25 protein-coding genes, 2 pseudogenes and 1 riboswitch are annotated in these 25,980 nt (G+C 38.5%); of the genes and pseudogenes, 6 read left to right on the top strand and 21 right to left on the bottom strand.

The features are described 5' to 3' along the window. Positions 1–52: 52 nt before the first annotated feature. Positions 53–160: riboswitch (SAM riboswitch) on the bottom strand. A 180-nt stretch (positions 161–340) separates the two neighbouring features. The 8 genes and pseudogenes from ACLHDF_RS12580 to ACLHDF_RS12545 all read right to left on the bottom strand — a co-directional run bounded on the left by ACLHDF_RS12580 (position 341) and on the right by ACLHDF_RS12545 (position 7,880). Beyond that, positions 341–640 (bottom strand): thioredoxin family protein, encoded by a 300-nt coding sequence (locus ACLHDF_RS12580; RefSeq protein WP_033580445.1) that lies wholly within the window; start codon positions 638–640, stop codon positions 341–343. A 14-nt stretch (positions 641–654) separates the two neighbouring features. Next, positions 655–1,005 carry a toprim domain-containing protein gene (locus ACLHDF_RS12575; protein ID WP_025752660.1) on the bottom strand — a complete coding sequence of 117 codons (351 nt, stop codon included), beginning with the start codon at positions 1,003–1,005 and terminating at the stop codon, positions 655–657. Between the two features lie 181 nt (positions 1,006–1,186). Continuing rightward, the gene (locus ACLHDF_RS12570) at positions 1,187–1,432 is read right to left on the bottom strand and encodes a YusG family protein (RefSeq protein ID WP_413919136.1); all 246 of its coding nucleotides are present in this window, start codon (positions 1,430–1,432) and stop codon (positions 1,187–1,189) included. 79 nt (positions 1,433–1,511) lie between these two features. Continuing rightward, the gene (gene gcvH / locus ACLHDF_RS12565) at positions 1,512–1,895 is read right to left on the bottom strand and encodes a glycine cleavage system protein GcvH (protein WP_013059655.1); all 384 of its coding nucleotides are present in this window, start codon (positions 1,893–1,895) and stop codon (positions 1,512–1,514) included. A 134-nt stretch (positions 1,896–2,029) separates the two neighbouring features. Continuing rightward, on the bottom strand, positions 2,030–2,386 hold the full coding sequence (locus ACLHDF_RS12560) for an arsenate reductase family protein (RefSeq protein ID WP_013059656.1): 357 nt from the start codon (positions 2,384–2,386) through the stop codon (positions 2,030–2,032). A gap of 115 nt (positions 2,387–2,501) precedes the next feature. Beyond that, entirely contained in the window at positions 2,502–4,286 is a 1,785-nt protein-coding gene (locus ACLHDF_RS12555) for an acyl-CoA dehydrogenase family protein (protein ID WP_413919135.1), read from the bottom strand. Positions 4,287–4,309: 23 nt separating this feature from the next. Further along, a complete protein-coding gene (locus ACLHDF_RS12550) occupies positions 4,310–5,488 on the bottom strand; it encodes an acetyl-CoA C-acetyltransferase (protein ID WP_413919134.1) in 1,179 nt (392 codons plus the stop codon). 12 nt (positions 5,489–5,500) lie between these two features. Beyond that, positions 5,501–7,880, bottom strand: a pseudogene (locus ACLHDF_RS12545) (3-hydroxyacyl-CoA dehydrogenase NAD-binding domain-containing protein). 184 nt (positions 7,881–8,064) lie between these two features. Here ACLHDF_RS12545 and ACLHDF_RS12540 point away from each other — a divergent pair. Further along, complete coding sequence (locus ACLHDF_RS12540) at positions 8,065–8,214, top strand: YuzL family protein (protein ID WP_413919133.1); 150 nt, start codon at positions 8,065–8,067, stop codon at positions 8,212–8,214. A 79-nt stretch (positions 8,215–8,293) separates the two neighbouring features. Here ACLHDF_RS12540 and ACLHDF_RS12535 read toward each other — a convergent pair whose 3' ends face one another. The 6 genes from ACLHDF_RS12535 to ACLHDF_RS12510 form a co-directional block, all read right to left on the bottom strand. After that, the gene (locus ACLHDF_RS12535; RefSeq protein ID WP_413919132.1) at positions 8,294–9,211 is read right to left on the bottom strand and encodes a proline dehydrogenase family protein; all 918 of its coding nucleotides are present in this window, start codon (positions 9,209–9,211) and stop codon (positions 8,294–8,296) included. A 177-nt stretch (positions 9,212–9,388) separates the two neighbouring features. Continuing rightward, a complete protein-coding gene (locus ACLHDF_RS12530; protein WP_413919131.1) occupies positions 9,389–9,646 on the bottom strand; it encodes a YusU family protein in 258 nt (85 codons plus the stop codon). Further along, positions 9,639–10,301 carry an IucA/IucC family C-terminal-domain containing protein gene (locus ACLHDF_RS12525; protein ID WP_413919130.1) on the bottom strand — a complete coding sequence of 221 codons (663 nt, stop codon included), beginning with the start codon at positions 10,299–10,301 and terminating at the stop codon, positions 9,639–9,641. The genes ACLHDF_RS12530 and ACLHDF_RS12525 overlap by 8 nt, the downstream gene beginning before the upstream one ends. Before the next feature lie 97 nt (positions 10,302–10,398). After that, a complete protein-coding gene (locus ACLHDF_RS12520; RefSeq protein ID WP_013059664.1) occupies positions 10,399–11,226 on the bottom strand; it encodes an ABC transporter ATP-binding protein in 828 nt (275 codons plus the stop codon). Between the two features lie 26 nt (positions 11,227–11,252). Then, entirely contained in the window at positions 11,253–12,302 is a 1,050-nt protein-coding gene (locus tag ACLHDF_RS12515) for a FecCD family ABC transporter permease (RefSeq protein WP_413919129.1), read from the bottom strand. Continuing rightward, positions 12,299–13,303 carry a FecCD family ABC transporter permease gene (locus ACLHDF_RS12510; protein ID WP_413919128.1) on the bottom strand — a complete coding sequence of 335 codons (1,005 nt, stop codon included), beginning with the start codon at positions 13,301–13,303 and terminating at the stop codon, positions 12,299–12,301. Before ACLHDF_RS12510 ends, ACLHDF_RS12515 begins: the two co-directional genes overlap by 4 nt. A gap of 179 nt (positions 13,304–13,482) precedes the next feature. Between ACLHDF_RS12510 and ACLHDF_RS12505 the strand changes: the two genes are divergently transcribed. Both ACLHDF_RS12505 and ACLHDF_RS12500 read left to right on the top strand, forming a co-directional pair. Beyond that, a complete protein-coding gene (locus tag ACLHDF_RS12505; protein WP_413919127.1) occupies positions 13,483–14,472 on the top strand; it encodes an ABC transporter substrate-binding protein in 990 nt (329 codons plus the stop codon). 106 nt (positions 14,473–14,578) lie between these two features. Further along, entirely contained in the window at positions 14,579–14,752 is a 174-nt protein-coding gene (locus tag ACLHDF_RS12500; protein ID WP_413919126.1) for a YozQ family protein, read from the top strand. Between the two features lie 31 nt (positions 14,753–14,783). On the opposite strand, the gene ACLHDF_RS12495 is transcribed toward ACLHDF_RS12500, so the two are convergent. Continuing rightward, entirely contained in the window at positions 14,784–14,921 is a 138-nt protein-coding gene (locus ACLHDF_RS12495; protein ID WP_264388288.1) for a hypothetical protein, read from the bottom strand. 49 nt (positions 14,922–14,970) lie between these two features. After that, complete coding sequence (locus tag ACLHDF_RS12490; protein WP_413919125.1) at positions 14,971–18,060, bottom strand: efflux RND transporter permease subunit; 3,090 nt, start codon at positions 18,058–18,060, stop codon at positions 14,971–14,973. 269 nt (positions 18,061–18,329) lie between these two features. Here ACLHDF_RS12490 and ACLHDF_RS12485 point away from each other — a divergent pair, with 269 nt between their 5' ends. Further along, positions 18,330–19,202 carry a TetR/AcrR family transcriptional regulator gene (locus ACLHDF_RS12485; protein WP_413919124.1) on the top strand — a complete coding sequence of 291 codons (873 nt, stop codon included), beginning with the start codon at positions 18,330–18,332 and terminating at the stop codon, positions 19,200–19,202. Positions 19,203–19,226: 24 nt separating this feature from the next. On the opposite strand, the gene ACLHDF_RS12480 is transcribed toward ACLHDF_RS12485, so the two are convergent. After that, positions 19,227–19,811 carry a DUF502 domain-containing protein gene (locus tag ACLHDF_RS12480; protein ID WP_413919123.1) on the bottom strand — a complete coding sequence of 195 codons (585 nt, stop codon included), beginning with the start codon at positions 19,809–19,811 and terminating at the stop codon, positions 19,227–19,229. A gap of 267 nt (positions 19,812–20,078) precedes the next feature. Here ACLHDF_RS12480 and ACLHDF_RS12475 point away from each other — a divergent pair. Both ACLHDF_RS12475 and ACLHDF_RS12470 read left to right on the top strand, forming a co-directional pair. After that, positions 20,079–20,189, top strand: a pseudogene (locus tag ACLHDF_RS12475) (short-chain dehydrogenase); the annotation flags it as partial. 129 nt (positions 20,190–20,318) lie between these two features. Further along, complete coding sequence (locus tag ACLHDF_RS12470; protein ID WP_413919122.1) at positions 20,319–21,521, top strand: MFS transporter; 1,203 nt, start codon at positions 20,319–20,321, stop codon at positions 21,519–21,521. Positions 21,522–21,716: 195 nt separating this feature from the next. Here the strand turns inward: ACLHDF_RS12470 and ACLHDF_RS12465 are convergent, their stop codons facing one another. The 4 genes from ACLHDF_RS12465 to ACLHDF_RS12450 all read right to left on the bottom strand — a co-directional run bounded on the left by ACLHDF_RS12465 (position 21,717) and on the right by ACLHDF_RS12450 (position 25,839). Beyond that, positions 21,717–22,343: an FMN-dependent NADH-azoreductase gene (locus tag ACLHDF_RS12465; RefSeq protein WP_413919121.1), complete on the bottom strand. Its 627-nt coding sequence runs from the start codon at positions 22,341–22,343 to the stop codon at positions 21,717–21,719. Between the two features lie 142 nt (positions 22,344–22,485). Beyond that, positions 22,486–23,841, bottom strand: coding sequence for an ATP-binding protein (locus ACLHDF_RS12460; protein ID WP_413919120.1), 1,356 nt, complete (start codon positions 23,839–23,841; stop codon positions 22,486–22,488). Further along, positions 23,819–24,544 carry a response regulator transcription factor gene (locus ACLHDF_RS12455; RefSeq protein WP_413919119.1) on the bottom strand — a complete coding sequence of 242 codons (726 nt, stop codon included), beginning with the start codon at positions 24,542–24,544 and terminating at the stop codon, positions 23,819–23,821. The genes ACLHDF_RS12460 and ACLHDF_RS12455 overlap by 23 nt, the downstream gene beginning before the upstream one ends. Before the next feature lie 158 nt (positions 24,545–24,702). After that, positions 24,703–25,839 carry an MGDG synthase family glycosyltransferase gene (locus ACLHDF_RS12450; RefSeq protein WP_413919118.1) on the bottom strand — a complete coding sequence of 379 codons (1,137 nt, stop codon included), beginning with the start codon at positions 25,837–25,839 and terminating at the stop codon, positions 24,703–24,705. Between the last annotated feature and the right edge of the window lie 141 nt (positions 25,840–25,980).

Below are 25,980 nucleotides of genomic sequence, written 5' to 3'. Positions count from 1 at the left end.
CATTAAAAAAGCCTCTCTGCGCATGACAGAAAGGCTCAATATTTAATCCTTTCTCTCATCTTTCAAAGCGCATAGCTTTGCAGGAATTGGCACCATTTCAGTTAGTCTGACGGTTGCCGGGTTTCACAGGGCTCAGTCCCTCCACCTCTCTTGATAAGAGTTCGCAACAATTATTTTGTTTTTGGGAAATATTCATTCATTTATGAACATTCATGAGTGTGATTTTAGCATGTGTCAGATAGGCTGTCAACAGATTTTGCCTTTGGGATAATATCCCAAGGTTTCAACAGCCCCAACGGTTTGCTCTCTTTCTATTTCTTCACTTTAAACAAACGTTTGATTATCGAAGCTCTTCAAGCACGTGCTCAATGGAATGAAACGCATAAAGTTTTTTTACCATTTCGCCATTTTCCACTTCAATCAAACAAGGTACGCTTTCAATTGAAAATAATTCTGCTTTTGAAGGCATATAATTTAAATTGCTCATTCCGATGGTTACATCCGGCAGCATTGCTTCTGCTACGGTTAACATTTTTTTTGCCAGCTGACATGTTCCACAAAAAGGCGTATGGAAAAAGATAAATGCTCTTTCTCCTTCTTTCAACTGATCATCAAGCTGTTTTTCGCTCCATTCTTGCATGTTGCTCATTCCTTTTATGTTAAAAATTCTGCATTAACATCGATATTGGCACTCAGTAATACTGTTGCTATGTGATGTCTAGGGGCGGCAGCAACTTCTCGATACATTTTATCAATATATAAATGCTCTGCTTCCGGAAGCTCTCGTTTAAATTGTTTTCTTAGCTTATTCCCTGAATCATCAGAGTCAACGAGTATGTATACCTCTTTGTTAAACGTACAGTCAATAATTTCATCCAGCTTTGATAAACTAATCGTACCATTTGTGCAGATAATTTCGATTGGTTCTCGAATGATATCTTGAATACGTTTTTTATCTGATTTTCCTTCGACAATAATTACTTTTTCAATTTCAATTAGCCCCATTTTCATCACCCATAATCGTCAGTTGTATAGTAACATCATTTCTTTATGCTATACAATATTCGTTAATGTATCACAGTTCACCTGTTTTTTAAAAGAAATTTGCAAGAAAGAACTCTCTTAAAAGACAGCTTATACCGTATTGTTACCATAAAACAGGAAAAACAGCGGCTTTTGCCACTGTTTAGCACCATCCTGCTTCTTCGTCGCAGTCTGTATATTTTTGCGTTTCACCTTGTTTTTGTACGTCAGCATATTGATAAAACTTATTATTTTCATGCGAATATCCTTCTTCAAAACGGTATTCATTACCGCTTGTTCCGTAGCTAACTTCACCAATTGGCTGCTTATCAACATATAATTTCATGCCGCCGTTATGAAATTTAGCTGTAACGCGATCTGTAACGTCCATTTTTTGTCGTTCAAACATAAAAAGACACTCCTTTAGCTTGTTTACTAATAGAGTGTCCAGTCAAAAACTTTTCATCAAGACAATTTATGGAGGAGTCTTATCCTTCGTTTGTCATTTCTTCGTATTGCTCTGCTGTCATTAGCTTGTCTACTTGAGAAGCATCAGATGGTTTGATTGTAATCATCCATGCTTCTTCGTATGGAGATTCATTAACAAGTTCAGGGCTATCGCTTAAGTTGTCGTTTACTGCTACAACTTCACCGCTAATTGGTGCATAAAGCTCAGAAACAGTTTTTACTGATTCAACGCTACCAAACGGCTCGTCAGCTTCTACTGTTGCTCCTACTTCTGGCAGTTCAACGAATACGATGTCTCCAAGCTCAGCTTGAGCGAAATGTGTAATACCTACACGGACAACGTCTCCTTCTGTTTTTACCCATTCATGCTCTTCAGAATAACGCAAATCTTTTGGTGTACTCATCTTAATCCCTCCAAAATATGTATCGTAATTTGTTTATATAAAAAGCGCCTTCAACATAGAGAACACTTTCTACAACTAAAATAACTCCCTACTAACAGTGTAACGTAAAAGGTAAAAATTTTCTATTTGAAAACTTACTTCCACACGTCCTCGAACTGCTCTTCTTTGAAACCAAGCGTTACTTTTTGTCCATCTGTTAACAGGGGACGCTTAATTAACATGCCATCTGACGCAAGAATAGACAGAAGTTCATCTTCACTCGCACTACTTACTTTATCTTTAAGCCCTAATTCGCGATATTTTTTACCGCTTGTATTAAAGAATTTTTTTAATTCTAAGCCACTATTCTGATAATAAGATTGCAGCTGCTCTTTTGTTGGCGGGTTTTCTACAATATGAATTTCTTCATACGCTACTCCGTTGTCATCCAGCCACTTTTTTGCTTTTCGGCACGTACCACACTTTGGATATGAATAAAAAAATAATGACATTTCGTCAACCACCCTTTATTTTAAGCTTTTTTCGTATTTTAACACATCCTTTATGATTTACCTAGATAGAGGCTTCTTAAACAAAAAGGAGCTCGCAAAACGAGCTCCTTTTTGTTTAAACTGTAAATTTTTCTACTTCTAGAAGCGTTTTTGCAATCTCTCGCTTTACGCTAATTACATTGATTGGGGTATAGCGCGTTAACTTGCGAAGAGATGATAGCATGACTCTGAGCGTATCACCTTGTTCAACGCCAATTAACGTTTCTTTTGCATCTGCTTCAATTCGATTAAATGCTTCTTGGCAAAATACTTGCGTATATTTTACTTTTAAGCTGTTTTGATCTGCTCCTGTTTTGGAAATGGCTTTTTCAGTACGCAGAACAGTTGATTCCATTGCATATACATTACTGATCATATCGGAAATATTAACGAGAATTTCTTGTTCTTTCTCTAATTCTTTGCCATACTTCTGTGCAGCTAGACCTAAAAGCAAGAGCGCAATTTTTTTCCCGTTTTGCACAAGCATTTTCTCTTGATCTAACGGCTCATTTCCTACTTCTTGCGGCATAAGCATCACCAATTCTTCTTGAAGCGTTTGTGCTTTTTGAAGCAGCGGAAGCTCTCCTTTTAGCGCTTTGCGTAAATATGTGCCTGGTACTAAGAGACGGTTAATTTCATTTGTTCCTTCAAAAATACGATTAATACGGGAATCACGATACAGGCGCTCGATTTCATACTCACTCATAAAACCGTAGCCTCCGTGAAGCTGCACGCCTTCATCTACGATGTAATCAAGAGCTTCCGTTGCAAACACTTTATTTAATGAGCATTCAATAGCATATTCAGCAATAGAAGCTGCAATTTGTTTTCCGTCTTTCTGCTGTTCTTCCGAAAGCTGACCCATATGATCTTCAAAAAGTCCTACCGTACGATAGACGGAACTTTCAGTTGCATACAATTTAGAAGCCATTGTTGCTAATTTTTCTTGTGTTAATGAGAATTTAGCGATTGGCGTTTTAAACTGCTGACGCTGATTAACATATTGAGACGTAATTTCTAACGCACGTTTTCCTGCCCCAACTGCTCCAACTCCAAGCTTATAGCGCCCAATATTTAAAATGTTAAAAGCAATAACATGACCTTTTCCAATTTCACCTAACACATTTTCTTTTGGAACAAGCGCATCTTCAAGAATCAATGTTCTTGTTGATGAACTTTTGATTCCCATTTTCTTCTCTTCTGGCCCAACCGAAACGCCTGGGAATTCACGCTCCACGATAAAAGCAGAAAATTTATCGCCGTCGATTTTTGCATACACTACGAACACATCAGCAAATCCGGCATTCGTAATCCACTGCTTTTCTCCATTTAACACATAGTGTGTGCCTTCTGCGTTAAGGCGAGCTGTTGTTCGAGCACCGAGGGCATCGGAACCAGAACCAGGTTCAGTTAACGCATAAGCTGCTATTTTTTCCCCTACCGCTAAAGCAGGTAAATAAGCTTGTTTTTGCTCTTCAGTTCCAAATAAGACGATGGGCAATGATCCAATTCCTACGTGAGCACCGTGCGTGATAGAAAACCCACCTGCTCGAGACATTTTTTCAGCAATTAAAGCCGACGTAATCTTATCTAAACCGAGTCCACCATATTCTTCCGGTACATCTGCGCCAAGTAAGCCTAATTCACCAGCTTGTTTTAATAACTTTACAGAACGATCAAACTCATGCTTTTCTAAATATTCCACTTGTGGAAGCACTTCATTTTCTACAAATTCATCTGTCGTCTTGGCAATCATCTTTTGTTCAGATGTATAATCCTCCGGCGTGTAGACGCGACTTGCATCTCCTTCTTCAATTAAAAAGCTTCCACCTTTAATCATTTTTTTTGTTTTATTTGACATGTTCATCTCCCCCTTTGAAATGATTATGCTAACAATTCAAATACACCAGCAGCTCCCATTCCTCCGCCAATACACATTGTGACAATACCAAATTGTTCATTTCGACGCTTCATTTCATGCATTAAGCTCAGTGTTAGCTTAGCTCCAGTACAGCCTAATGGATGACCTAAAGCAATAGCGCCTCCGTTTACATTTACTTTATCTTCATTAATATTTAATTCTCGAATAACGCCGATTGCTTGAGAAGCAAATGCTTCATTTAATTCAAATAAACCGATATCGGAAAGTTCCAGCCCTGCTAGCTTAAGAGCTTTAGGAATGGCTGCTACTGGACCAATACCCATTACTTCAGGCGGAACTCCTCCAACTGCAAATGAGCGAAACTTAAGCAAAGGCTTTAGGCCTTCTGCTTCTGCTTGTTCTCTATCCATTAGAAAAACTGATGCAGCTCCGTCACTTGTCTGCGAAGAGTTTCCTGCTGTCACGGATCCTTTAATCGAAAAAGCTGGACGAAGTTTTCCTAATACGTCCGCAGTTGTGCCGGGGCGAACTCCTTCATCTTGTGAGAACATCAGCTTTTGTTCACGGAGCTTATTATTTTCATCAACTTTTCGAAGCGTTACTTCTACCGGAACAATTTCGTCTTTAAATCTTCCTTCTTGAAGTGCTTTTGCTGCTTTTTGATGGCTTCGTACAGCAAATGCATCCTGGTCTTCACGTGAAATACCGTATTTCATCGCCACTTGTTCTGCCGTATGTCCCATGCCCATGTAATACTCTGGCGCATTTTCAACCAGCTGGACATTCGGACGTGCTACATTTCCGAACATCGGAACAAAACTCATTGATTCTGCTCCTCCAGCTAAAACTGCTTTGGCTTGCCCTAGCATAATTCGTTCTGCACCATAGGCAATACTTTGTAAACCTGATGAACAATAACGGTTGATCGTTATTGCTGGCACCGTATAAGGCAAGCCCGCTAGAGCGCCAATATTTCGAGCCATATTCAACCCCTGTTCTGCTTCAGGCATTGCACAACCGATAATTAAATCATCAATTGGTCCTTCGTATCCCCCTGCTCGGCGAAGGGTTTCTTTAACCACAATAGCTCCCAAATCATCCGGTCTAACGCTTGCCAGTGAACCTTTTTTTGCTTTTCCAACCGGTGTCCTAGCACCCGCTACAATAACCGCTTCTCTCATCTTTTCTCCCCCTTAATTGCGCAGTGATTTTCCTTTAACTAACATGTGCTGCATACGTTCTTGAGATTTTGCTTCCCCAACAAGGCTTAAAAATGCTTCTCTCTAAATCCAGCAAATACTCTTCATCAACTTCAGAACCAAACGCTACACGTCCTCCAGCCAACACAAATGCTAGCTTACTAGCAATTTTATAATCATGTTCTGATATATATCCTGAATACTTCATGGATTGAGCTCCTAGCAGCAACGTTGCATACCCTGTTTCTCCAACAACAGGAATCTTACTTCTTACAGGCGGTTTATAGCCTGTGTCATACAAAGCAAGGACTGAATTCTTCGCATCATTTAGCAAGTGATCTCCGTTTACACTGATGCCGTCGTGGCGATTTAAGAAATTTAGCTGTCTCGCTTCTGCAGCAGAGGTGGATACTTTTGCAGTAGCAATTGTTTCAAATGTTTTATTGGCAATTTGCTGAAGATCCAGCGTTACACCGTTCGGTAAACCATTTAGCTGTTTGATATAAAGCTCCTTGTTACCTCCTCCACCAGGAATTAGCCCAACTCCTACTTCTACAAGGCCCATGTAAGTTTCAGCAGAAGCTTGGATTTTAGCTGACGGTAAGCAAATTTCTGCTCCCCCTCCCAGAGCCATAGCAAACGGAGCTGCAACAATCGGCTTCTCATTGTATTTCACCTTCATCATTGCCTGTTGAAATTGTTTTATAACAAACTCAATTTCAACATAATTATCGTCTTGCGCTTCCATTAAAATCATAGCTAAGTTAGCGCCAACGCAGAAATTTTTCCCTTGGTTTCCTATTACAAGCCCCTTATAGTTCTTGTTCACTTCTTCAAGAGACTGATTTAATAAGTTAATAATATCTAGCCCGATTGCATTGTTAGGAGAGGTAAACTGCAGGCACGCCACATCATCCCCTAAATCAATTAAACTCGCTCCGCTGTTTTCTAAAATGACATGATTTTGAGAGCGTAAAGATGACAGGTGAATGACCTTTTTATTTTCTTTTACCGCTTTATACTCATCATCTTCGTAGTAAAGCGTTTGACCTTCCATTTCTTTATAGAAGCTCGTAAATCCGTTTTCCTGCATTTGTTTTATCCACTGCGGAACTGCTAAGCCAGACTGCTCCATCTTCTCAATGGACTTTTCTAAACCAATTGCATCCCACGTCTCAAACGGACCCATTTCCCAGCCAAATCCCCACTTCATAGCTTGATCAATTGCCACGATATCGTCAGCGATTTCATCCTTTAACTGGGCTGCATACACAAGAACCGGACTGATCACATTCCAAAGAAGCTGCCCAGCACGATCACCAGAGTATATAAGCGCTTTCATTTTATTTTGCAGCCCTTTTGCCTGCTTACTTAATTCTGTAGAAGCTGTTTTTAATTTCTTTCTCTCGACGTATTGAAGTGTACCAGGGTCAAGTTCCAAAATTTCTTTTCCTTTCTTCAAAAAGAAGCCTTGCCCCGACTTACTTCCAAGCCAGCCATTTTCCTGCATTTGTTTCATAAATAAAGGTACATCAAACACTTCTTTTTCTTTGCCTTCTACTTTATCAAATACATTGTTAGCTACATGAATAAATGTGTCTAGTCCTACTACGTCTAGCGTTCGAAACGTCGCGCTTTTTGGTCTTCCAATTAACGGTCCTGTCACAGAGTCAACTTCTCCCACGCTGTAATTACCTTTTAACATTTCTTGAACGGTTATGAGTAAACCGTACGTACCAATGCGATTAGCAATAAAGTTAGGTGTATCTTTTGCAATAACTACCCCTTTACCTAACACATCTTCACCAAACATTTTCATATATTCAACAATTTCTGATTTTGTGTCATGAGTTGGAATGATTTCTAATAACTTTAAATAACGCGGTGGATTAAAAAAGTGCGTTCCTAAGAAATGAGCTTTAAAATCTTCTGAGCGTCCTTTAGCCATTTCATGAATCGATATTCCCGAAGTGTTTGAACTTACAATACTTCCTTTTTTTCGCACACTGTCAATCTTTTCAAACAACTGCTGTTTAATATCGAGGCGTTCGACGACTACTTCAATAATCCAATCGCAGTCGCTTAACTGCTGTAAATGATCTTCAAGATTTCCTGGCGTAATTAAAGATAGTGATGCCTTCGACGTTAAAGGCGCTGGTTTTTGCTTCGTTAATTTAGCTAGAGCAGCTGTACTCAACCGGTTTCTGACTTGCCTATCTTCAAGCGTCAGCTGTTTTTTCTCCTCGTCTGGTGTTAACGAAGCTGGAACCACGTCTAGCAAAAGCGTTGGAATTCCTACATTCGCTAAATGAGCTGCAATTCCAGAGCCCATAACTCCTGAACCTAAAACGGCGGCTTTTTTTATGTTCATAATCATCCCCACATCCCCTTTAATATATTGAATGAATCGTCATTCATTTTATGTGTAAAAAAAGAGAGTCACTGTTAATCTCTGTTTTTACTATAAATCATTTTTTAAATTTTCGCAATATATTCACAATATTATCTCTAACTATTTTTAATGCGTTTGGTTATCTTAATACACAGGAGGTGATTTTGTGAGCAAATTAAAGAAGGATCCATCGTCAGCAGGCGTAAGCGCAGCAAGCGTTAAGGGAAATGCAGGACCATTCAATGAACCACACGGACGCGGCAAAAAGACATCTCAAAACCAGCAGTACACAAAGCATAATACACAAGGACATTAACTTCAAAATCGAACATGAGTAATCGAATCATGTTCGATTTTTGATTATTTCTTACTTTGTCATCACAACCATTTCATTATTATTTTTTTACAATTCCTTTTAAAACAAATGCAACATTTGCAGGTCTTTCTGCAAGGCGCCTCATAAAGTACCCATACCAGTCCGTTCCATAAGGAACGTACACTCTCATTTTATATTGTTCTGCTACGAGCTGAATCTGCCTTTCTGATCGAATGCCGTACAGCATCTGAAACTCAAACTGATCGACTGAGATTCCATGCTTCTTAACGAACTCTTTTGTATACTGGATGATTCGTTCATCGTGAGTAGCGACTGCTGTGTAGTGACCATTCAACAAGTGAAGCCCAATGATGTTTTTGAAGTTTTCGTCTACATCTTCTTTATCAGGAAATGCCACGTCTGCTGCTTCTTTGTACGCTCCTTTCACTAACCTTAATTTAGGAGCATACGTATTTAATTCACGAATGTCACTTTCTGTACGATATAAGTATGCTTGAAGCACCGTCCCTACGTGTTCATACTCATTTTTTAATTGTTTAAATAATTTAATCGTCTTCCTGCATCGCTTATAGTCTTCCATGTCAATCGTCACAAACACGTTATACTTTTCCGCTTCTTTCAGAATACGCCGCATATTATGAAGCGCTAAATCTTCGGAAATATCGAGTCCCATAGACGTTAATTTTAAAGAAATTTCTGAATCCAATTTTTCTTTGTGTATAAGGTGAATGGCCTTTATGCATTGAGCTGCTGCGTTATTGACTTCAGCTTCACTTTCCACAAACTCCCCGAGATAATCAATTGTGACTTTTAATCCCTGTTCATTTAGCTTTTTTATCACACTAACGGCTTCATCAATGGTTTCACCTGCAACAAACCGTGCTGCTCCAAAACGTAAGCCATAGCGCTTAGCTAGCTTTGTTAACTTTTTGCTTTTTGATAACAATAAAAAAAAGTTTCTTATCGTTTGTTCCAAAGCAACCCCCCGCCTTCACTTGTCATGCGCCTAACAAAATTTATTTAATTATCATTAATTTTACCATTTCCTTAGCTAGATAGATAGGCACCTGTTATTAACATATGCACACCTAATCAAAAAGCAACTAGGAGCTTTTTGATAAAAAAACATCCATCAGCTTCGTGATGAATGTTTTTATTCTGGTTTTCGCTGTGAAGCTCGATGCGCTTCATTCAGCTCTTTTATTTCCTTCACAATCTCGACCATTTCCGCTTTTGCGTCTGGATATAATTGATTCCAATGCTTGGTTAAAGGTGGCATAGATTTTGAAATATGGTTGTAAAGTGCCCATATTTTCACTTTTTCCTGCAGCTGTTCGTTACTTTCACCGACCATTAGTTCCGTGTACTTTTCAATCAAACCGTCGAATTGCTCTTGAAAGGTTTTATTCATGCACACTCACTCCTTTCTTTGGTTTGCAAATAACCGGACACGTTCGACAGTAAGTCTCTTTAGCTCCTGTTTGGTAAGACAAACAGCACGTTTGCCGAACTCTTATCTCCTGCTTTTGTCTCTCTGCATATTCAGGAGGTAAACTGTAACGAGCAAGCGGATTGTTATGATATGAGCCAAAATGATGACCCTCAGCTTCTTCTAACACGTAACGCAAATCTTTTTGCAGTTCCATTTTGTCTATTTCTTCGTTTGCTAAAAGCATATCGTAAAGCCAGTGGATATAAACAGCTACGTTTTCCCACAGCGTCAGCTTTGAAATTTTTGTCACTTTACGCAGTGCTGACCATATCGGCTCAAGTTGATAAGCAAACAATTCATCAAGAAGCTCATCAAGAAGAATTTCCCGATTATCCTCTGTTACTTCTGTCGTTTCAATTTCTGAAATAAATACTTTTGGAAGCCACATGGTTTCAACTTCTTCTGTATGCAAAGAAATATTTTTAGTCGATGCGTTTATCTTTTTTTGAAAAACAATAAATGAATATAAAGCCGCCACCACAACAAAACTATATCGCTTCGCTAACATGGAAGCAGCTGCTCTCAAATTAGCAGCCTTCATCGTCTGCTGAACCCATAGCAGCTGTACCTTCACCTTGCTTTCATCCATGCAGCTGGTGGGAGACAACCTGTACAGCGAGTTATCTGTAAACGTACAGCGGAATTTTTCTGCTAACTCACTTTGCTCTTTCCTACTGAGCATGCTGCGTTTCAACTCGCAGCTTATTCACAATACATCTTCCGCGTCCATGAGGAATACAAAGAGGTGTTCCAAATAACGGATCCACTGTCACTTCACAGTTCATATTAAAGACCCGCTGTACTAAATCGCAGTTAATGACTTCTTCCGGTCTTCCCTGTGCGTATATCTTTTTATCTTGAAGCGCCACAATATGATGAGCATAGCGGCAGGCTAGGTTTAAATCATGCAGCACCATTACGATGGTGCGATTTTCTTTTTCATTCAGTTCAAATAACAAGTCCAATATCTCAATTTGATGCGTCATATCTAAATACGTTGTCGGTTCATCAAGTAATATAATATCCGTATCTTGCGCTAGTGTCATGGCAATCCATGCGCGCTGACGCTGTCCTCCAGAAAGCGAATCAACTTGACGGTCAGCCAAGTCTGCTAGACCTGTTGCTTCGAGTGCGTTTTGTACTTTTTCTTCATCTTCTTGAGACCACTGGCGGAACCAATTTTGATACGGATAGCGCCCTTGTTTAACAAGCTGCAGCACAGTCAACCCTTCAGGTGCAACAGGACCTTGCGGAAGGATTGCTAGCTGCTTTGCAATTTCCTTTGTAGGAAGAGAGGAAATTTTAGAGCCTTCTAGTAAAATAGAGCCGGCATGTGGCTTTAATAACCTTGCTAGTGAACGAAGCAGCGTAGATTTTCCGCATCCATTACTGCCGATAAAAACCGTAATCTCACCCTTTGGGATGGTGACGTCAAGCTCATCTATAATCATCGCTTCTCCATATGATAATGTTAGCGACTTTGTTTCTAACGAATGCATGCGAATCGCTCCTTCTACAAAGAATGTTATACGTTTCTTTGTTTATATAGTAAATAAATGAAGTACGGTGCGCCAATTGCAGCCGTGAATACACCTGCTGGCACTTCGATTGGCAAGAAAAATGTTCGGCCAATTAAATCTGCTGCCGTGATTAAAATCGCTCCGATTAGTGCCGATAGCGGTATTAAAGCTCCAAATGATGAACCTACAAGCTTTCGGGCAATATGTGGAGCAAGTAGTCCTACAAAGCTAATTCCGCCGGCAAATGCAACGGCACTTCCTGTTAAAGCTGTGCTCAGCAACAAAAGTGACAATCGATTTTTTTGAACGCGACTTCCAACGTTAGTCGCAATTTCTTCACCTAACTCTTGAACATTTAAATTTCGAATCATTAAAATCGTGATGATAACCAGCCCTAGTGTAACGGGAACTAGTACGGAAACACTTGCCCAATTTGAGCCATACACCGTTCCGGTTATCCAAATGTTTGCTTGGCTGGCGCGGTAGATAGGACCCATAATCATAAACAACGTGGTCATAGCTTTCGTTAACGCTGTTAATCCAATTCCTATTAATACTAGTGTAATAGGAGAGACGCCATTTTTCCAGGCAAACACATAAAGTAAAAGCGCCACTGCCACCGCACCTAAAAATGCGCTAACAGGCATCCAATTAATACTTACGGTTAATGAGTTGCTTTTATCACTAAACAGTGTCAAAAATAACACCACACCGACTGAAGCTCCTCCTGTTAATCCGATTAAGTCTGGTGAAGCAAGTGGATTTCTTACAAGCCCCTGCAAGATAGCGCCCGCAATAGCTAGACAAATACCGGCACAAATGGCCACGATAATACGCGGCAATCTAAAAGATGTAACAACTAATCGTTCAAACTCCAGTCCATGCCCCGCTAAAATTTTAATCACACGAAATGGATTGATAAATAAATCACCCGTACCTGCACTTAGTAAAAAGAGTGCAACAAGCGCAACTGAAAATCCAGTAATAATCAGAGCTGCTTTTATATTAACTAAAAACGAAATCCGCTTTACGCGAAGAGATAAGTATGTTTTCATGACGCCTTCGCTCCTTTCCTTGCCATATAGATAAAGAAAGGTGTACCAATAACAGCAGTCATGACTCCAACAGGGATTTCTTGAGGCATAATAACATACCTGGCCGCAACGTCAGCTAATAAAATTAAAATCCCGCCGGCAACCGCACTATAGGGAAATACCCAGCGATAATCTTGTCCTACAATTGCCCTTACAACGTGAGGAACAATGATTCCTACAAAGCTAATCGGACCGGCTACTGCAACGGCTCCACCAGCTAAGATAGCAATAATGATGCCGCTTATAATTTTGACTAGAGCCGTTCTTTGACCTAACCCTTTAGCTACATCTTCACCAATCGTTAAAATATTAATTTTGGAAGCGATGAAAAAAGTGACAATAATTGCTGGCACTACATAAGGTAGTATGCCATACAGCATTTCCACCTTGCGTCCTTGCACAGACCCAGCTAGCCAAAAGAGAACTTGATCAAGAGAAGATTCATCCACGGCCAGCAGTCCTTGTGTTAAAGAAGAAAAAAAGGCTGCAATAGCCGCTCCTGCGAGCGTTAATTTAATAGGCGTCAGCCCTTCTTTTCCGATGGACCCAAGAAAATAGACAACCACTACAGTTAATGCCGCTCCTACAAATGCAATCCATGTAAAAGCTTGAAGTGAATTGACCGAAAAAATCATCACTGCAACAACAATAAAAAAGCTGGCCCCAGCGTTCACACCAATAATATCTGGTGAAGCAAGTGGGTTTTTCGTTAACGCCTGCATCATTGCTCCTGCAATTCCTAAACAAATACCTACCACAGCACCGATTATAGCGCGCGGCAATCGAATATCTTGAATAACTATGTGCTCATTCGAACCGTTAAACGCTTGAAAAGCTTCAAATGCTGTTTTGATACTTGTATCTGTGTATCCGAGTACGATACTTAATCCAATACAGATTAAAAGCAGCATGATTCCAATGATGAGCCCCATTACTTTCATTTGAACACTGCGTAGCATCATTTTCATTGCTCTCCTCTAAGATGATTCCTATATATATCTAACCTTTAGTTTAGGAAACATTGAAAAAAGTGTCAATGATTTTGAGAATCATTTTCAATTTTTAATTGACACTGCTTAAAAGTTAGAATATTATCTTAATTGTTAATGAAAATCATTATCACTGACAAGGGGGAAAAGACGTGAATACATATCGTAAAAGTAAGCTATCATATTTGTTATCAATTCTTACAATTATGACATTGCTTGTGCTGGCAGGCTGCGGTAATTCAAACAGCGCTGAAGGCGATAAAAAAGAAAAAAACGCAGGTTCTGGCGAAACCTATACAGTGAAACATGCCATGGGCAAAGCAGACATTAAAGGAACACCTAAACGAGTGGTCGTTTTAACAAACGAAGGTACTGAAGCCCTTCTTGCAATGGGTGTAAAACCTGTTGGTGCTGTTCAATCATGGTTAGGAAATCCGTGGTATGACCACATTAAAGGCCAAATGAAAGGCGTTAAAAGTGTGGGTACAGAAAGCGAGCCAAGCTTAGAAGCAATCGCTGCTTTGAAACCTGACTTAATTATTGGAAATAAAATGCGCCAGGAAAAAGTATACGACCAGCTGAACCAAATTGCTCCAACTGTATTCTCTGAAGAGCTGCGTGGAGACTGGCAATCAAACTTTAAGCTATATGCAAAAGCTCTAAATAAAGAAGAAAAGGGGAAAGAAGTATTAGCTGATTATGATAACCGCGTAGCAGATTTAAAGAAGCGTCTTGGTGAACAGTTAAAACAAAAAATCTCAGTTGTACGCTTTACAGCTGGAGACGTTCGTATCTATCATAAAGACTCATTCTCAGGCGTTATTTTAGATCAGCTTGGATTTGCTCGCCCTGAGTCTCAAGACAAAGATGATTTTGCTGAAATGAATGCAACAAAAGAACGCATTCCCGCAATGGACGGCGATCAGCTATTCTACTTCTCTTATGAAACGGGAGACGGTGAAGCAACAAAGCTTGAAAAAGAATGGATAAACGATCCGCTTTTCAAAAAGTTAAAAGTAGCTCAAGAAGCTCATGTCCACAAAGTAGATGATGCTACTTGGAACACAGCAGGCGGTGTTTTAGCAGCTAATATCGTACTTGATGATATTGAAAAAATCTTCTTAGATAAAAAAGAGCAATAATATGAAAAAAGAGCTTCGAGGAAACGAAGCTCTTTTTTATGTATAAAGCATTTACTTTCATCGCACACTAACCGTGATCTCACTTTATTAAATAGGAGTGGTGAAAATGAATTTAAAAAAACAGCCTAAAAAGCAGCCCAATACAACTGAAATGGCAGACCGCCAGTTCGAAACGGAAGATTATAACCGACAAGATGCACTCTCACAAGGCTTAGCAGAAACGCATGAGCAAGTAAGTGACGCTTATCAAGAAGGATCATTTGAAGATACAGATCGTTAATAAAAAAGAGCTGACTTAAAGTCAGCTCTTTTTATTTTGAATGTTGCCATGCCGTTTTAGGCAATGACATGGACATCCACTGCTGGCGCTTTGATTTATCAATCGTCACTTTCTTTGCTTTAATTCCTTGTTGAATCAGCTGTTTTATTAGTTTATCAATTGACTTCATCGCTATTCACCTCAAAAGCGGAAATTTGTTTTACAAAAATGCTTGGCTTCTATTCTTTTAGTTTTTTGCGCTTAAATTTCATAAAAAACTCATAGACAATTGGAACGATAATGAGCGTGAGTAGCGTAGAACTTGTTAGTCCCCCAATTACCGTAACTCCTAGCCCTTTTGAAATGAGGCCTCCACCTTCAAATCCAAAAGCTAATGGAAGCAGTGCACCAATCGTTGCAATAGCTGTCATTAAGATTGGACGAAGACGTGTCATTCCAGCTTCTAGTAAAGCTTCACGCGTTGAAAGGCCCTCTTGCTCTTTATGAATAACGCGATCAATCAGGACGATCGCATTTGTTACCACAATTCCAATCAGCATAAGAGCTCCAATCATCGAAGAAATGCTAATCGTTTCTCCAGAGATTAAAAGCGCTACTAGCGCACCAATTAGTGTAAACGGAAGTGAGAATAAGATAGCAAAAGGAGCTAACCCTCCACCAAATGTCAGTACCAGTACGAAATACACGATACCGATGGCTGCAAGCATTGCAATTCCTAATTGACTAAATGAGTCATTAATTTGCTCTGATGCTCCGCCAAAGTTAATATCCATATCACTTGGCAAATCAATTTTTTTCACTTCTTTTTGGACGTTTGAAGAAACGCCGCCTACATCGTCACTCTTAATATCGGCACTTACCTCTGCATAAATTTTATTATCACGGCGAGTTACCGTATTTGATGTTTTACCTTTTTTAATATCTACAACTTCATCTAATGTAAATTCCTGTCCAGTTTGAGAGGTCACTTTTGTGCCTGAAAGTTCGGCAAAAGTAGCGAAATCCTCTTTTTCTTTCGGAAGGTACACGTTAATTTCGTTTCCGCCTTTTTGAATAGTTGTTAATACTTCACGCTGTCCAAGGTTCGAGATCTGCATGCCGATTTGACTAGCAGACAAGCCCAGTTCAGCTGCTTTCTTTTGATTCGGTACTAACGTATATTCATCAAACGTATCTGAAAGCGTAGAATCGACATTTTTTAGTTCTTTATGCTTTTCTAAAACGTGCTGAACTTTATCAGCATAAGGTTTAATTTCATCTAAGCTATCTCCGTAAATAAGGACATTTAATGAATTATTGCTGCCGCTAGACGCCGTATTCATTGAGCCCCATTCACCTTGGTTCGCTTGTTTATTAAGAGCTTTTAATACTTTATCCTGCTCTTTATCAAAATTTTGTGTATCCTCGTCATATTGTACAAATGTTAAAACATTATTTTTGCTTCCCGGATTAAAAGAGTTACCTTCGCCGAAAGAATACTGAACCGTTTTGACACCATCACGTTTCATCAAGTACGCTTCTGCACGATTTGCTGCTTTTTCTACATCGCTTTGAGACTGTCCAGCTTTCGGTGTATACGTAAGCGTCAGCGTTTTTTCTTGATCAGATGACAAGAAGCTCACGCCAATAGAAGGAACTAAGAATAAGCTTCCTACTAATAACAATACGGCTAACCCAAAGGAAATAAGCTTATGGTTTAACGTCCAGTTCAAGATTCGCTTATATCCGTGTGCTAGCTTGCTTGGCTTTTCTTCTTTTACTTTTACATTTGTTTTAAATAAAGAATGAGCAAGCATTGGCACGAGTGTTACGGCTACTAGCAGTGATGCTAAAAGCGCAAAGACAACCGTTAACGCAAACGGTAAGAATAGCTCTCCTACCGGCCCTTCCACTAGACCTAACGGTAAAAATACGGCTACGGTTACGACTGTGGAAGAGAAAATTGGAACGAACATTTCTTTCGTCGCAGCGACTATTAAATCTTTCCCTTTAAGCTTTTCTTCCTGATAAGCCATGCGGCGGTAGATATTTTCAATAACGACAATGGAATCATCTACAACCCTTCCGATTGCTACAGTCATCGCCCCAAGCGTCATGATATTTAAAGAAATATCCATTGATTTGAGCGCTAAAATGGCGATTAATAGCGAAAGCGGAATCGAAATAACGGCAATAATCGTTGAACGAATATCACGTAAAAATAAAAGAATGATAATAACCGCAAAGACCGCACCGATAATAGCTTTATTTAGCATTGTATGAACAGAATCTTCAATCGGTTTACCTTGATCAAAAATATTGTCAACGTGAAGGTCTTTATTTTTCTTTTCCAGGCTATTCATTTTTTCTTTAAAATCATTTACAACATTTACTGTGTTAGCATCTTTCGCTTTGACAACTTGCACAGCAATTGAAGGTTTGCCGTTCGTACGAGAAATTGATTCTGCTTTCCCAGTCACTTTAACATCAGCAATTTCTTTTAATTTCACAGTTGGAATAGAAGCTGCGGACGTGGACTGCTGCTGACTCATTCCTTGTTGCTGACCTTGAGCAGCTCCTTGGCTAGGCACAGCCGGAATCTCTAAGTTTTCCAAATCTTTTTCTGTTGTCATCTTTCCGTCTACCACAACGGATTTCTGAGATCCATTCATCGTGTATGTACCAGCTGGCACTTTTGCATCGGATGCTTGGATAAGTTTTTTCACGGTATCTTCATCGAGTCCCAGCTGCTTGAGCTTGTCTTGTTTAAATACAAGTTCTGCTTCTTCAACCTGTTCTCCCGACACGCTGACAGAAGAAATTCCTTGCACTTTTTCAACTTGTGGAACAACTGTATTTTTTACATACTTCGTTAATTCTTCTAATGACTTTTTATCATCTGAAACGCTTAATGAAATAATCGGAAAATCACTAATGCTTTGTCTTGAAACATTTGGTTCCTCTATATCATCTGGCAGACCTACGTTTGAAAGAGCCCGTCTAACTTCGTCTTCTGCCTTCTCCATATTTTTACTAAAACTATATTCAACTTGAATGGTAGCCATATTTTCATAAGAAGATGAGCTAACTGTATCAACACTGCTCAGTCCCTGAAGCTTTTGTTCAATCGGCTTACTCACCTTGTCTGCTACTTGTTCCGGAGTGGCTCCCGGATAAGTTGCACTGACTGTTACAACAGGCGTTGAAATATCAGGAATGGTCTCTAGCTTCATATTAAATCCTGAATACAGCCCTGCAATAATGACAAAGAGTGTTAACAGCCATACTGCAAATTTATTTTTCAATGAAAATTTAATAAACTTCCCCAATGCATATCCTCCTTCAAATGTATGTATACTAATAAAATTGACCGATCGGTCATAACAACTTAAAATATAAATGACTAACCAGTCAGTGTCAACCCTAAGCAGGCCCTCTCCTGACATGTTCATAATAAAGACATATTTACGGGGAAGCGTTTTTTAAAAGAACTGACTCTAGGTCTTAACTTTGATATATACCTATATCTTTTTTAGTGTATGATACTATTATCTAACGAAATGAATGGCGAAATTGTTCAATAAAGGAGGTAGAATACGTGAAAGAAAAAGAAAAAAGAATCATTGAAGCAGCGATTAAGCTTTTTGCGAAAAAAGGATTTAATGCTACCTCTGTGCAAGAAATTGTAGATGAATGCAATATTTCTAAAGGTGCATTTTACCTACACTTTAAATCTAAGGATGCACTTTTATTATCGATTCTAAACTTTTACTATGAAAAGCTTTTTAGCTCTGTTTATGCCCTCGATGAGGAGGTAAACGATGCCCGCAGCCGCTATATGAACCAGCTCATCTATTTCTATGAATTCATTACGGAGCACAGGGATTTTATTATCATGCAAATTCGTGAAAAATCTATTCCATTTAATAAAGATGTGGAAAACTTTGTTCATAAAATGCAGAGAGAAACGTTTTACTTTCACTGCAAAAGCCTTGTTAGCGTATACGGGGAAAACGTAACGCCTTATATCTCGGATTTAACAAAAATGATTGAAGGTATTCATCAGTCCTTTTTAGAAATTATTATCTTCAATCAATATGAACTTACCTTTAAAGAAGTCGCGCAGTACATAATGGACCGAGTAGATGTATTAGTAGAAGATTTATTAACTAAAAAACCTCGTCCCCTTATTCCCGCTTCTTTTGGTGAAAACATATATGGAAAGGAACGAACAGCTTTTTTAAGCAAAAATGAGCAGGTGCAAAAAGCTCTCGAGGAAATTAAACAGCTGTTAGACACCCGTGATCATATTTCTGAAGAGCATGCGGACAGCTTTCAAATTTTAAAAACGGAGCTTAAAAAAGATAATCCTACCGCTGCTATTGTGAAAGGCATGATTGGAAACTTAACAGAGCTTGAGATATTAGAAGAACCACTAAATCTTTTAACAGTCCTACTCCAACAAAAATAACAGAAGGCTTACACAAGCCTTCTGTTATTTTTCTGCTTTAGAACTCGATACTCCCCCAGATAACACGAACTTCATTGCTTCTTCCGGCTTAATATCTAACCATTCAATTTCTTCTTTTGGAATCAAAAAAGTAAAACCGGCTACTTGAAAAGTTTGGGGGATATAGACGGCTACATGGTCTTTTAATGAGTGAATAATCCCTTCTACTTCTTCAGACGTGACAAATCCAATGACTTTCATTGACGTGCCAGGCATCGTCACTAAAGCGACTTTTGAAAATGACTTTTTCTCTCCAAGAAAAGATTGAAATGTATCTTTAATGACGGTATATAGCGTCTTAACAAGCGGTATTCTTTCTAACAATCGGTCGATTAAGTTAATAATTTTCCCCGTAAAAAAACGAGTAGATAGCCACCCTAATAACGTAATTAAAACAAGCGTCGCTAAGATTCCAATACCAGGTATGTAATCCTGCTTCATATAGGGCTTCAATACGTTCCCTAAAATGCTGTCTAAAAAATTAAACACTCTTACTAAAATATAAATAACAAGGATAATAGGGACAATCGTTAAGAGTCCATTAATAAAACTTTTCAAAATTGCTTTCATGCAAACACCTCATTTTTTCTGACATACTGCTGTTCATTATACAATGGATTTGCCTTATCTGCGTCTCATTATTTTTATTCACATATGTATAAACTGGCAACGTTTTATCAAAATAATAGAGGAGGACATGAACATACATACTTATATACTTATTTTTGCGGAGGGATACAATTGGGACGTCTAAAATCAAAAGTTTCTGTTATTACAGGGTCAAGCTCTGGCATAGGAAAAGCAACCGCTGAACGCTCCGCGAAAGAAGGTGCGGTATTATTTTTAGCATCCGATGACAGCTCATATGTAACAGGCGATTGCATTGCGGTAGACGGCGGTCATATGGCTTATACATGGTCTGGAAAAATGCTTTACGGTAAAATGTGAGAATAAAACTAGCTCTATACCATTAGGTATAGAGCTTTTCCGTTTGAATTTTTTCTTTAAAATAGACGTGACATTATGTCAAGACAGGTGTAAACTTAAAGCAAAATTCTTTGCTTCTAGGAGGAAGACATGAAAACAAAACAATTATCAGAACGTCAGCTTCTTGGCATCGCAGGACTAGGATGGCTCTTCGATGCGATGGATGTTGGCATTTTGTCTTTTATCATTGCAGCTCTTCACGCTGAATGGGGGCTTTCCCCTACTGAAATGAGTTGGATAGGCAGCGTCAATTCTATCGGAATGGCCGTTGGAGCTTTGGTGTTTGGATTGCTGGCTGATCGAATTGGGCGAAAAACCGTTTTTAGTGTTACTCTTGTTCTTTTTTCAGTAGCAAGCGGCCTTTCAGCTCTTACTACTACACTTGCTGCTTTTTTAGTATTTCGGTTTTTAATTGGAATGGGTTTAGGAGGAGAGCTTCCTGTTGCTTCTACACTTGTTTCTGAGACCGTGGCGCCGGAAAAACGCGGTAAAGTGGTCGTCCTGTTAGAAAGTTTTTGGGCGTTTGGCTGGCTATTAGCAGCGCTTATTTCTTACTTTGTAATCCCAGCTTACGGGTGGCAGCTAGCGCTTATCCTAACCGCTATTCCAGCGTTTTATGCCATTTATTTGCGCATTAAACTGCCGGATTCTCCTCAGTTTGTAAAAGCGACAAAGGAAAAGAAACCGTCGATTGCGGACAATGTAAAAAGCGTGTGGTCTAAGCCTTATCGCCAATCTACCATTATGCTATGGGTTCTGTGGTTTTGCGTTGTATTTTCATATTATGGAATGTTTTTATGGTTACCCAGCGTCATGATCATTAAAGGGTTTAGCTTAATTAAAAGCTTTGAATATGTATTGATTATGACATTAGCTCAACTGCCTGGCTATTATACGGCTGCTTGGTTTGTTGAACGCATGGGCCGAAAATTCGTATTGGTTACTTATTTGTTAGGTACTGCTGCCAGCGCATATATCTTTGGAAATGCGGAGTCACTTTGGCTGCTGCTAACAGCAGGTATGCTGTTGTCTTTCTTCAATTTAGGCGCTTGGGGAGCTTTATACGCGTATACACCTGAGCAATATCCGACATCTATTCGAGGCACAGGAGCTGGAATGGCCGCTTCTTTTGGACGAGTTGGAGGAATTTTAGGTCCGCTGTTAGTTGGGTATATGTCAACGCAAGGTGCCTCTTTAACCGTTACGTTCTCAATCTTTTGTGCAGCTATTTTGATTGGTGTCGGTTCGGTTGTTTTTCTAGGAAAAGAAACTAAACAAAAGCAGCTCGCATAAAAAAAGACGCTCTTTTAGAGCGTCTTTTTTTGCTTATCATTTATTTCTCACTAAACCTTCTCTTTATTTTACCTCCACTTTGATATCATACTGAGCAACTATTTCTAATCCTGTTTCACTCGTTATATTTTTAAAAGTATACAATAGAAATATAAAGAAGCCATAGTGTGTAAGCCTTGATTTTACTACTGTTATTTAAAATGTTTTGGCTGCTTGTACTGCTTGTTCTAGGCCGCTTTTAATAATTTGTTGAGCACGATCTGGAAATTGATTATGTCCTTCAATAATAACAGAGTTCACCTTTGTGATGCCAAAGAATTGAAAGACGCTGCTGACATATTTAACGGCCATTTCGACAGCGGCTGACGGACCTTCTGAATATACTCCGCCTCGTGCATTTAATAACATCACTTTTTTATCGCCTAGTAATCCCACAGGACCTTCTGGCGTATACTTAAACGTTTTGCCTGCTTGATTTAAATAGTCAAAGTACGTATGAAGCACAGCCGGCACAGTAAAATTCCAAAGCGGAAAGGCAACGACGATTTTCTCGGCTTTCACAAATTGTTCTAAGTAATGGTTAGCAATTTCTGCTGCTTTATTTTCCGCTGCTGTCACTTCTAACCCTCTTGCTAATTTAAACTGACCGTTTATCATGTCTGTACCTAAATAAGGAAGTTCTTCTTTGAACAGATTCAATTCTATTATTTCTTCACCTGGATGCGATTGTTTATAGCTTTCTAAAAACACATCATATAGTTTCACGCTTACGGCTTCACTTGTCGATCTGTCATTTGCTTTTATAAAAAGAGTATAACTCATACTAAAACCTCCACTGATTGTTGATACTCTTATCTTATTCACTTTTTTCTTGCATTTCGAACGACTTTGTAATGAAATACCTTCATACTTTAGTCTGAGAAAAATCACATAATCACACAAAAGCCGCCTAACGGCGGCTTTCTCAGTTTATAGATGAAATAGGAAGATGAATAACAACTTCCGTTCCTTGTTCTTCTTCACTTTTAATAAAAATCTCGCCTTTGTGTTGACGGACAATAGTCTGTGCAATTGATAGTCCAAGCCCCGTTCCTCCCGTGGCTCTGCTTCTAGCTTTATCGACTCGATAGAAGCGTTCAAAAATATGTGCAAGATCTTCTTTCGGAATGCCAATTCCATAGTCTTTTACTTTAATAATGACATCTTCCTTCTTTTTTGTAACGGTCACTTCAATTTTATCCGTACTGTATTTAATCGCATTATCAAGCAAAATAATTAACACTTGCTTCATTTTTAATTCATCCACTTCAATCATAATTGGGGTTTGATCATAATGAAGAACTAATTCTCTTTTGTATACTTGCTGCAGCTGCTTAACGATTTGTTCAAAAATAAGAACAAGATCTGTTTGCTTCATATCAAGCGTTTGTTCTTTTTCTACACTTGCCAGATCAAGCAGAGTTTCAATCATTTTTTGCATTTTAGTTGCTTCTGCATAGATAGTGTCAATCGCATCTAGCGTAATTTCTTCATTTTTAATCCCTCTTCTTCTTAATAGATTAGAATAACTGCGAATAACGGTTAGAGGGGTTTTTAATTCATGAGAAGCATCGGATACAAACTGATTTTGCTTTTCAATATTTTCTCGCAAACGGTCAATCATATGATTAAAGGTAACGGTCATACCCTGCAGTTCATCTCTCGTCTCCGTTTGAATGAGGACCTTTTTAGGAACACCGCTCTCTTCAATCTCTTTCATCGTTGTGACCATATTTTTAATAGGATGCATAATGACGCGTGATAACCATCTTCCTCCTAAAAGAGACAGTAAAATGGAGACAAGCGAACAGAAAATCAAAATCGATAGCAAAATATCTTTACGGGTCTCAAAACCGGTCAAGAGTTCACCAATTTCAAGCGTTTCAACGACTTGATTATTTACTTTGACAGGCATACGAATAACCAATACCTGCTTTTCCCTAATTTTACGAAGCTTCACCTTTTTTTCCTTCGAAAATTCGGGCTTAATTTTCACAAGATGAGGATCATTTGATACTTGATTAATGACCGTAGAGTTTTCTGAGACTGTTCGTATAAATGAATGATTGGTCAAATAAAATTTTAGTAAATCTGAGGAGAGTTCAACAGAATGATCTTGTTGACCTTTTTGAATAATCTCGCGTGCTTTTTCGAATAAAATGTCCTGTTCCATATTCACCGTAGATTTAGTAAAGGAGAAAAAAACAACGATGTTCATGATTAATAAAATAACAACCAGCCATGCTGTTGTCAGCAAATTAATCTTCGTCGTGATCTTCATGTTTCTCCTCTTTCATCATATATCCTACGCCCCGCACGGTATGAATGAGAGAAGTAGAAAAACCTTCATCTACTTTTTTTCTTAAGTGGCGAATATACACATCAATTACGTTCGTTTCTCCTTCGTATTCATAACCCCAAACGTTTGTGAGAATTCCTTCTCTCGTGACAATTTTATTTTTATTCGTAAGCAAATACACAACTAAATCATACTCTTTTGGTGTCAACGTAATGGATTCATTGTTTCTTAGGACTTCCCTTGTTTCGAGATTAATGGTCAAATCACTTATCGTTAAGCGCTCCGCTTCAGCCTCTTTCGTTCCTGACGCTTCTACGAGTGAACGATAGCGAATACAAGAGCGAACTCGTGCTAACAGCTCTTCAATTTCAAACGGTTTTGTAACATAATCATTAGCCCCTTGGTCTAAACCCATTACTTTATCTAGCGTCGTATTTCGGGCAGTTAATAATATAACGGGCGTAAATACTTCCGCTTTCCGAAGTCTCCTTAACACCTCAATACCGCTCAAGCTTGGAAGCATCACGTCGAGCAAAATGAGGTCATATTGAGCGGATATTGCCGTCTCTAACCCGGCTTTTCCATCGTATTCAATATCTACTTCATAATTTTCAAATTCCAATTCAATTTTTAATACTTTTGCAATTTGCGCTTCATCTTCCACAATTAAAATTTTTTCTTTCATATTATACACCTCTCACCACGTGTCTTAAGTGAAAGAATAGCTTCTTTAGATAAAAAAACAACACCTTTTCCAAAAGATGTTTGTTTTTTTATCTAAATTCTACTTTTTCAACATATTTGTCTTTTAGCTTATCCTTATTATTTGTAAACATGAATGTTTTACGCATGAAGACCAATTGTTTGCTTTTCACCTAAAATCCAATTGACTACTGCTAGAAGTTCTTCAGGCGTTTGTGCTTCCATTTCTTTATGGTAAGCAGTAATCGCGTTGTATAATGTGTTCATTTTATCAGCATCTTGCAACACTGCCTGAAGCTGAACTTCTAACGATTGATCCGCTTTTAGTTCTTGAACTAATTTTCGTTCTGTTAAATAGCGTAAATTCACTTCTTCTTGACCTGGTAAAGCAGAATGAACAAAAATCGGTAAATTTTTGCGAAGAGCTTCACTGACCGTGATACCACCTGGCTTTGTTACTATAGCATCCACTTGTTCATACAATTCATTCATTTCTGCACGTGACGAAATATACGAAATTGGTGTAACATGTTGTAATTTCCACCCATTGATTTCTTCATATAACTTTTGATTTTTGCCACATAAGACAAAATAATGAAAATGGCGAGCGTCTTTTAAATCATTGTAGAAATCCATAATATTTCCTAAACCGCTGCTACCTCCAGCAATTAAAATATTTCGGTTACCAGGATGTTTAAAATTTCTTGTTTTTGTTATTTCTTCATGTACCGGTATTCCTGTGACCATCATATTTTGAAGTGGAATTTCACTTTGGGCAAGAAGTCCTTTTTTTACTTCTTCACTAGGAAGAAAGTGAAAGTCAATCTCTTCTTTTCCCCATAAATTATTAATAAAGAAATCCGTGTAGACATTTATAACTGGAACATTGCACTTGCCTTTTGCTTTTAATTGGCTGAGCAAATAAGAAGGAAATCCGTGTGTGCATATAATTAAATCCGGGTTTTCCTCTTTAACTAAGTGCTCCATTTTTTTTGCAAAAACATGATGGTACCATTTGAATGAATGAACAGGCGGCTCGTAAAAAAGGTGTTTGTATGCCATATTGTACGTTTCTGGAGCATAACGAATCCATTTCAAATATGTGCCTGTGACTACTTTTTCTAGTAGTTCGTTTGTATAACTTAATAAATCTATTTTTTTATAACAAATATTTGTTGTTCTTTTTTCCAATATATCCATTAACGCCTCTGCCACTTGATGATGGCCAGAAGGCATTTTTAGAAGAGGTAAAAATAAAACTTTTTTCAACTGTTTCATCTCCTATTCTAAAAGCAGTTTCTTCCTCTCTTTTTTTATATCATTAAATGCCCTTAAATTTTGGATTTTAATTGATTTTTAATGTGAAATTCATCGTTTTTTTAGAGTGTCAATCTAAACTAAGAGTGAAAATTACTGCAT

The organism is Priestia megaterium, from assembly GCF_046599315.1.
GTDB lineage: Bacteria > Bacillota > Bacilli > Bacillales > Bacillaceae_H > Priestia > Priestia megaterium_F.
The sequence above is the reverse complement of the archived record's forward strand: the minus strand, read 5'-3'. Positions and strand labels throughout refer to the sequence as shown.

Bases quoted from the DNA above. Each gene is read 5' to 3' on its own strand.
- ACLHDF_RS12580 (WP_033580445.1), bottom strand. From the start codon at position 640: ATGCAAGAATGGAGCGAAAAACAGCTTGATGATCAGTTGAAAGAAGGA.
- ACLHDF_RS12515 (WP_413919129.1), bottom strand. From the start codon at position 12,302: ATGAAAACATACTTATCTCTTCGCGTAAAGCGGATTTCGTTTTTAGTT.
- ACLHDF_RS12495 (WP_264388288.1), bottom strand. From the start codon at position 14,921: ATGAAGTCAATTGATAAACTAATAAAACAGCTGATTCAACAAGGAATT.
- ACLHDF_RS12575 (WP_025752660.1), bottom strand. From the start codon at position 1,005: ATGGGGCTAATTGAAATTGAAAAAGTAATTATTGTCGAAGGAAAATCA.
- ACLHDF_RS12570 (WP_413919136.1), bottom strand. From the start codon at position 1,432: ATGTTTGAACGACAAAAAATGGACGTTACAGATCGCGTTACAGCTAAA.
- ACLHDF_RS12520 (WP_013059664.1), bottom strand. From the start codon at position 11,226: ATGCATTCGTTAGAAACAAAGTCGCTAACATTATCATATGGAGAAGCG.
- ACLHDF_RS12550 (WP_413919134.1), bottom strand. From the start codon at position 5,488: ATGAGAGAAGCGGTTATTGTAGCGGGTGCTAGGACACCGGTTGGAAAA.
- ACLHDF_RS12470 (WP_413919122.1), top strand. From the start codon at position 20,319: ATGAAAACAAAACAATTATCAGAACGTCAGCTTCTTGGCATCGCAGGA.
- gcvH (WP_013059655.1), bottom strand. From the start codon at position 1,895: ATGAGTACACCAAAAGATTTGCGTTATTCTGAAGAGCATGAATGGGTA.
- ACLHDF_RS12560 (WP_013059656.1), bottom strand. From the start codon at position 2,386: ATGTCATTATTTTTTTATTCATATCCAAAGTGTGGTACGTGCCGAAAA.
- ACLHDF_RS12455 (WP_413919119.1), bottom strand. From the start codon at position 24,544: ATGAAAGAAAAAATTTTAATTGTGGAAGATGAAGCGCAAATTGCAAAA.
- ACLHDF_RS12555 (WP_413919135.1), bottom strand. From the start codon at position 4,286: ATGTCAAATAAAACAAAAAAAATGATTAAAGGTGGAAGCTTTTTAATT.
- ACLHDF_RS12465 (WP_413919121.1), bottom strand. From the start codon at position 22,343: ATGAGTTATACTCTTTTTATAAAAGCAAATGACAGATCGACAAGTGAA.
- ACLHDF_RS12480 (WP_413919123.1), bottom strand. From the start codon at position 19,811: ATGAAAGCAATTTTGAAAAGTTTTATTAATGGACTCTTAACGATTGTC.
- ACLHDF_RS12510 (WP_413919128.1), bottom strand. From the start codon at position 13,303: ATGATGCTACGCAGTGTTCAAATGAAAGTAATGGGGCTCATCATTGGA.
- ACLHDF_RS12500 (WP_413919126.1), top strand. From the start codon at position 14,579: ATGAATTTAAAAAAACAGCCTAAAAAGCAGCCCAATACAACTGAAATG.
- ACLHDF_RS12530 (WP_413919131.1), bottom strand. From the start codon at position 9,646: ATGAATAAAACCTTTCAAGAGCAATTCGACGGTTTGATTGAAAAGTAC.
- ACLHDF_RS12460 (WP_413919120.1), bottom strand. From the start codon at position 23,841: ATGAAGATCACGACGAAGATTAATTTGCTGACAACAGCATGGCTGGTT.
- ACLHDF_RS12450 (WP_413919118.1), bottom strand. From the start codon at position 25,839: ATGAAACAGTTGAAAAAAGTTTTATTTTTACCTCTTCTAAAAATGCCT.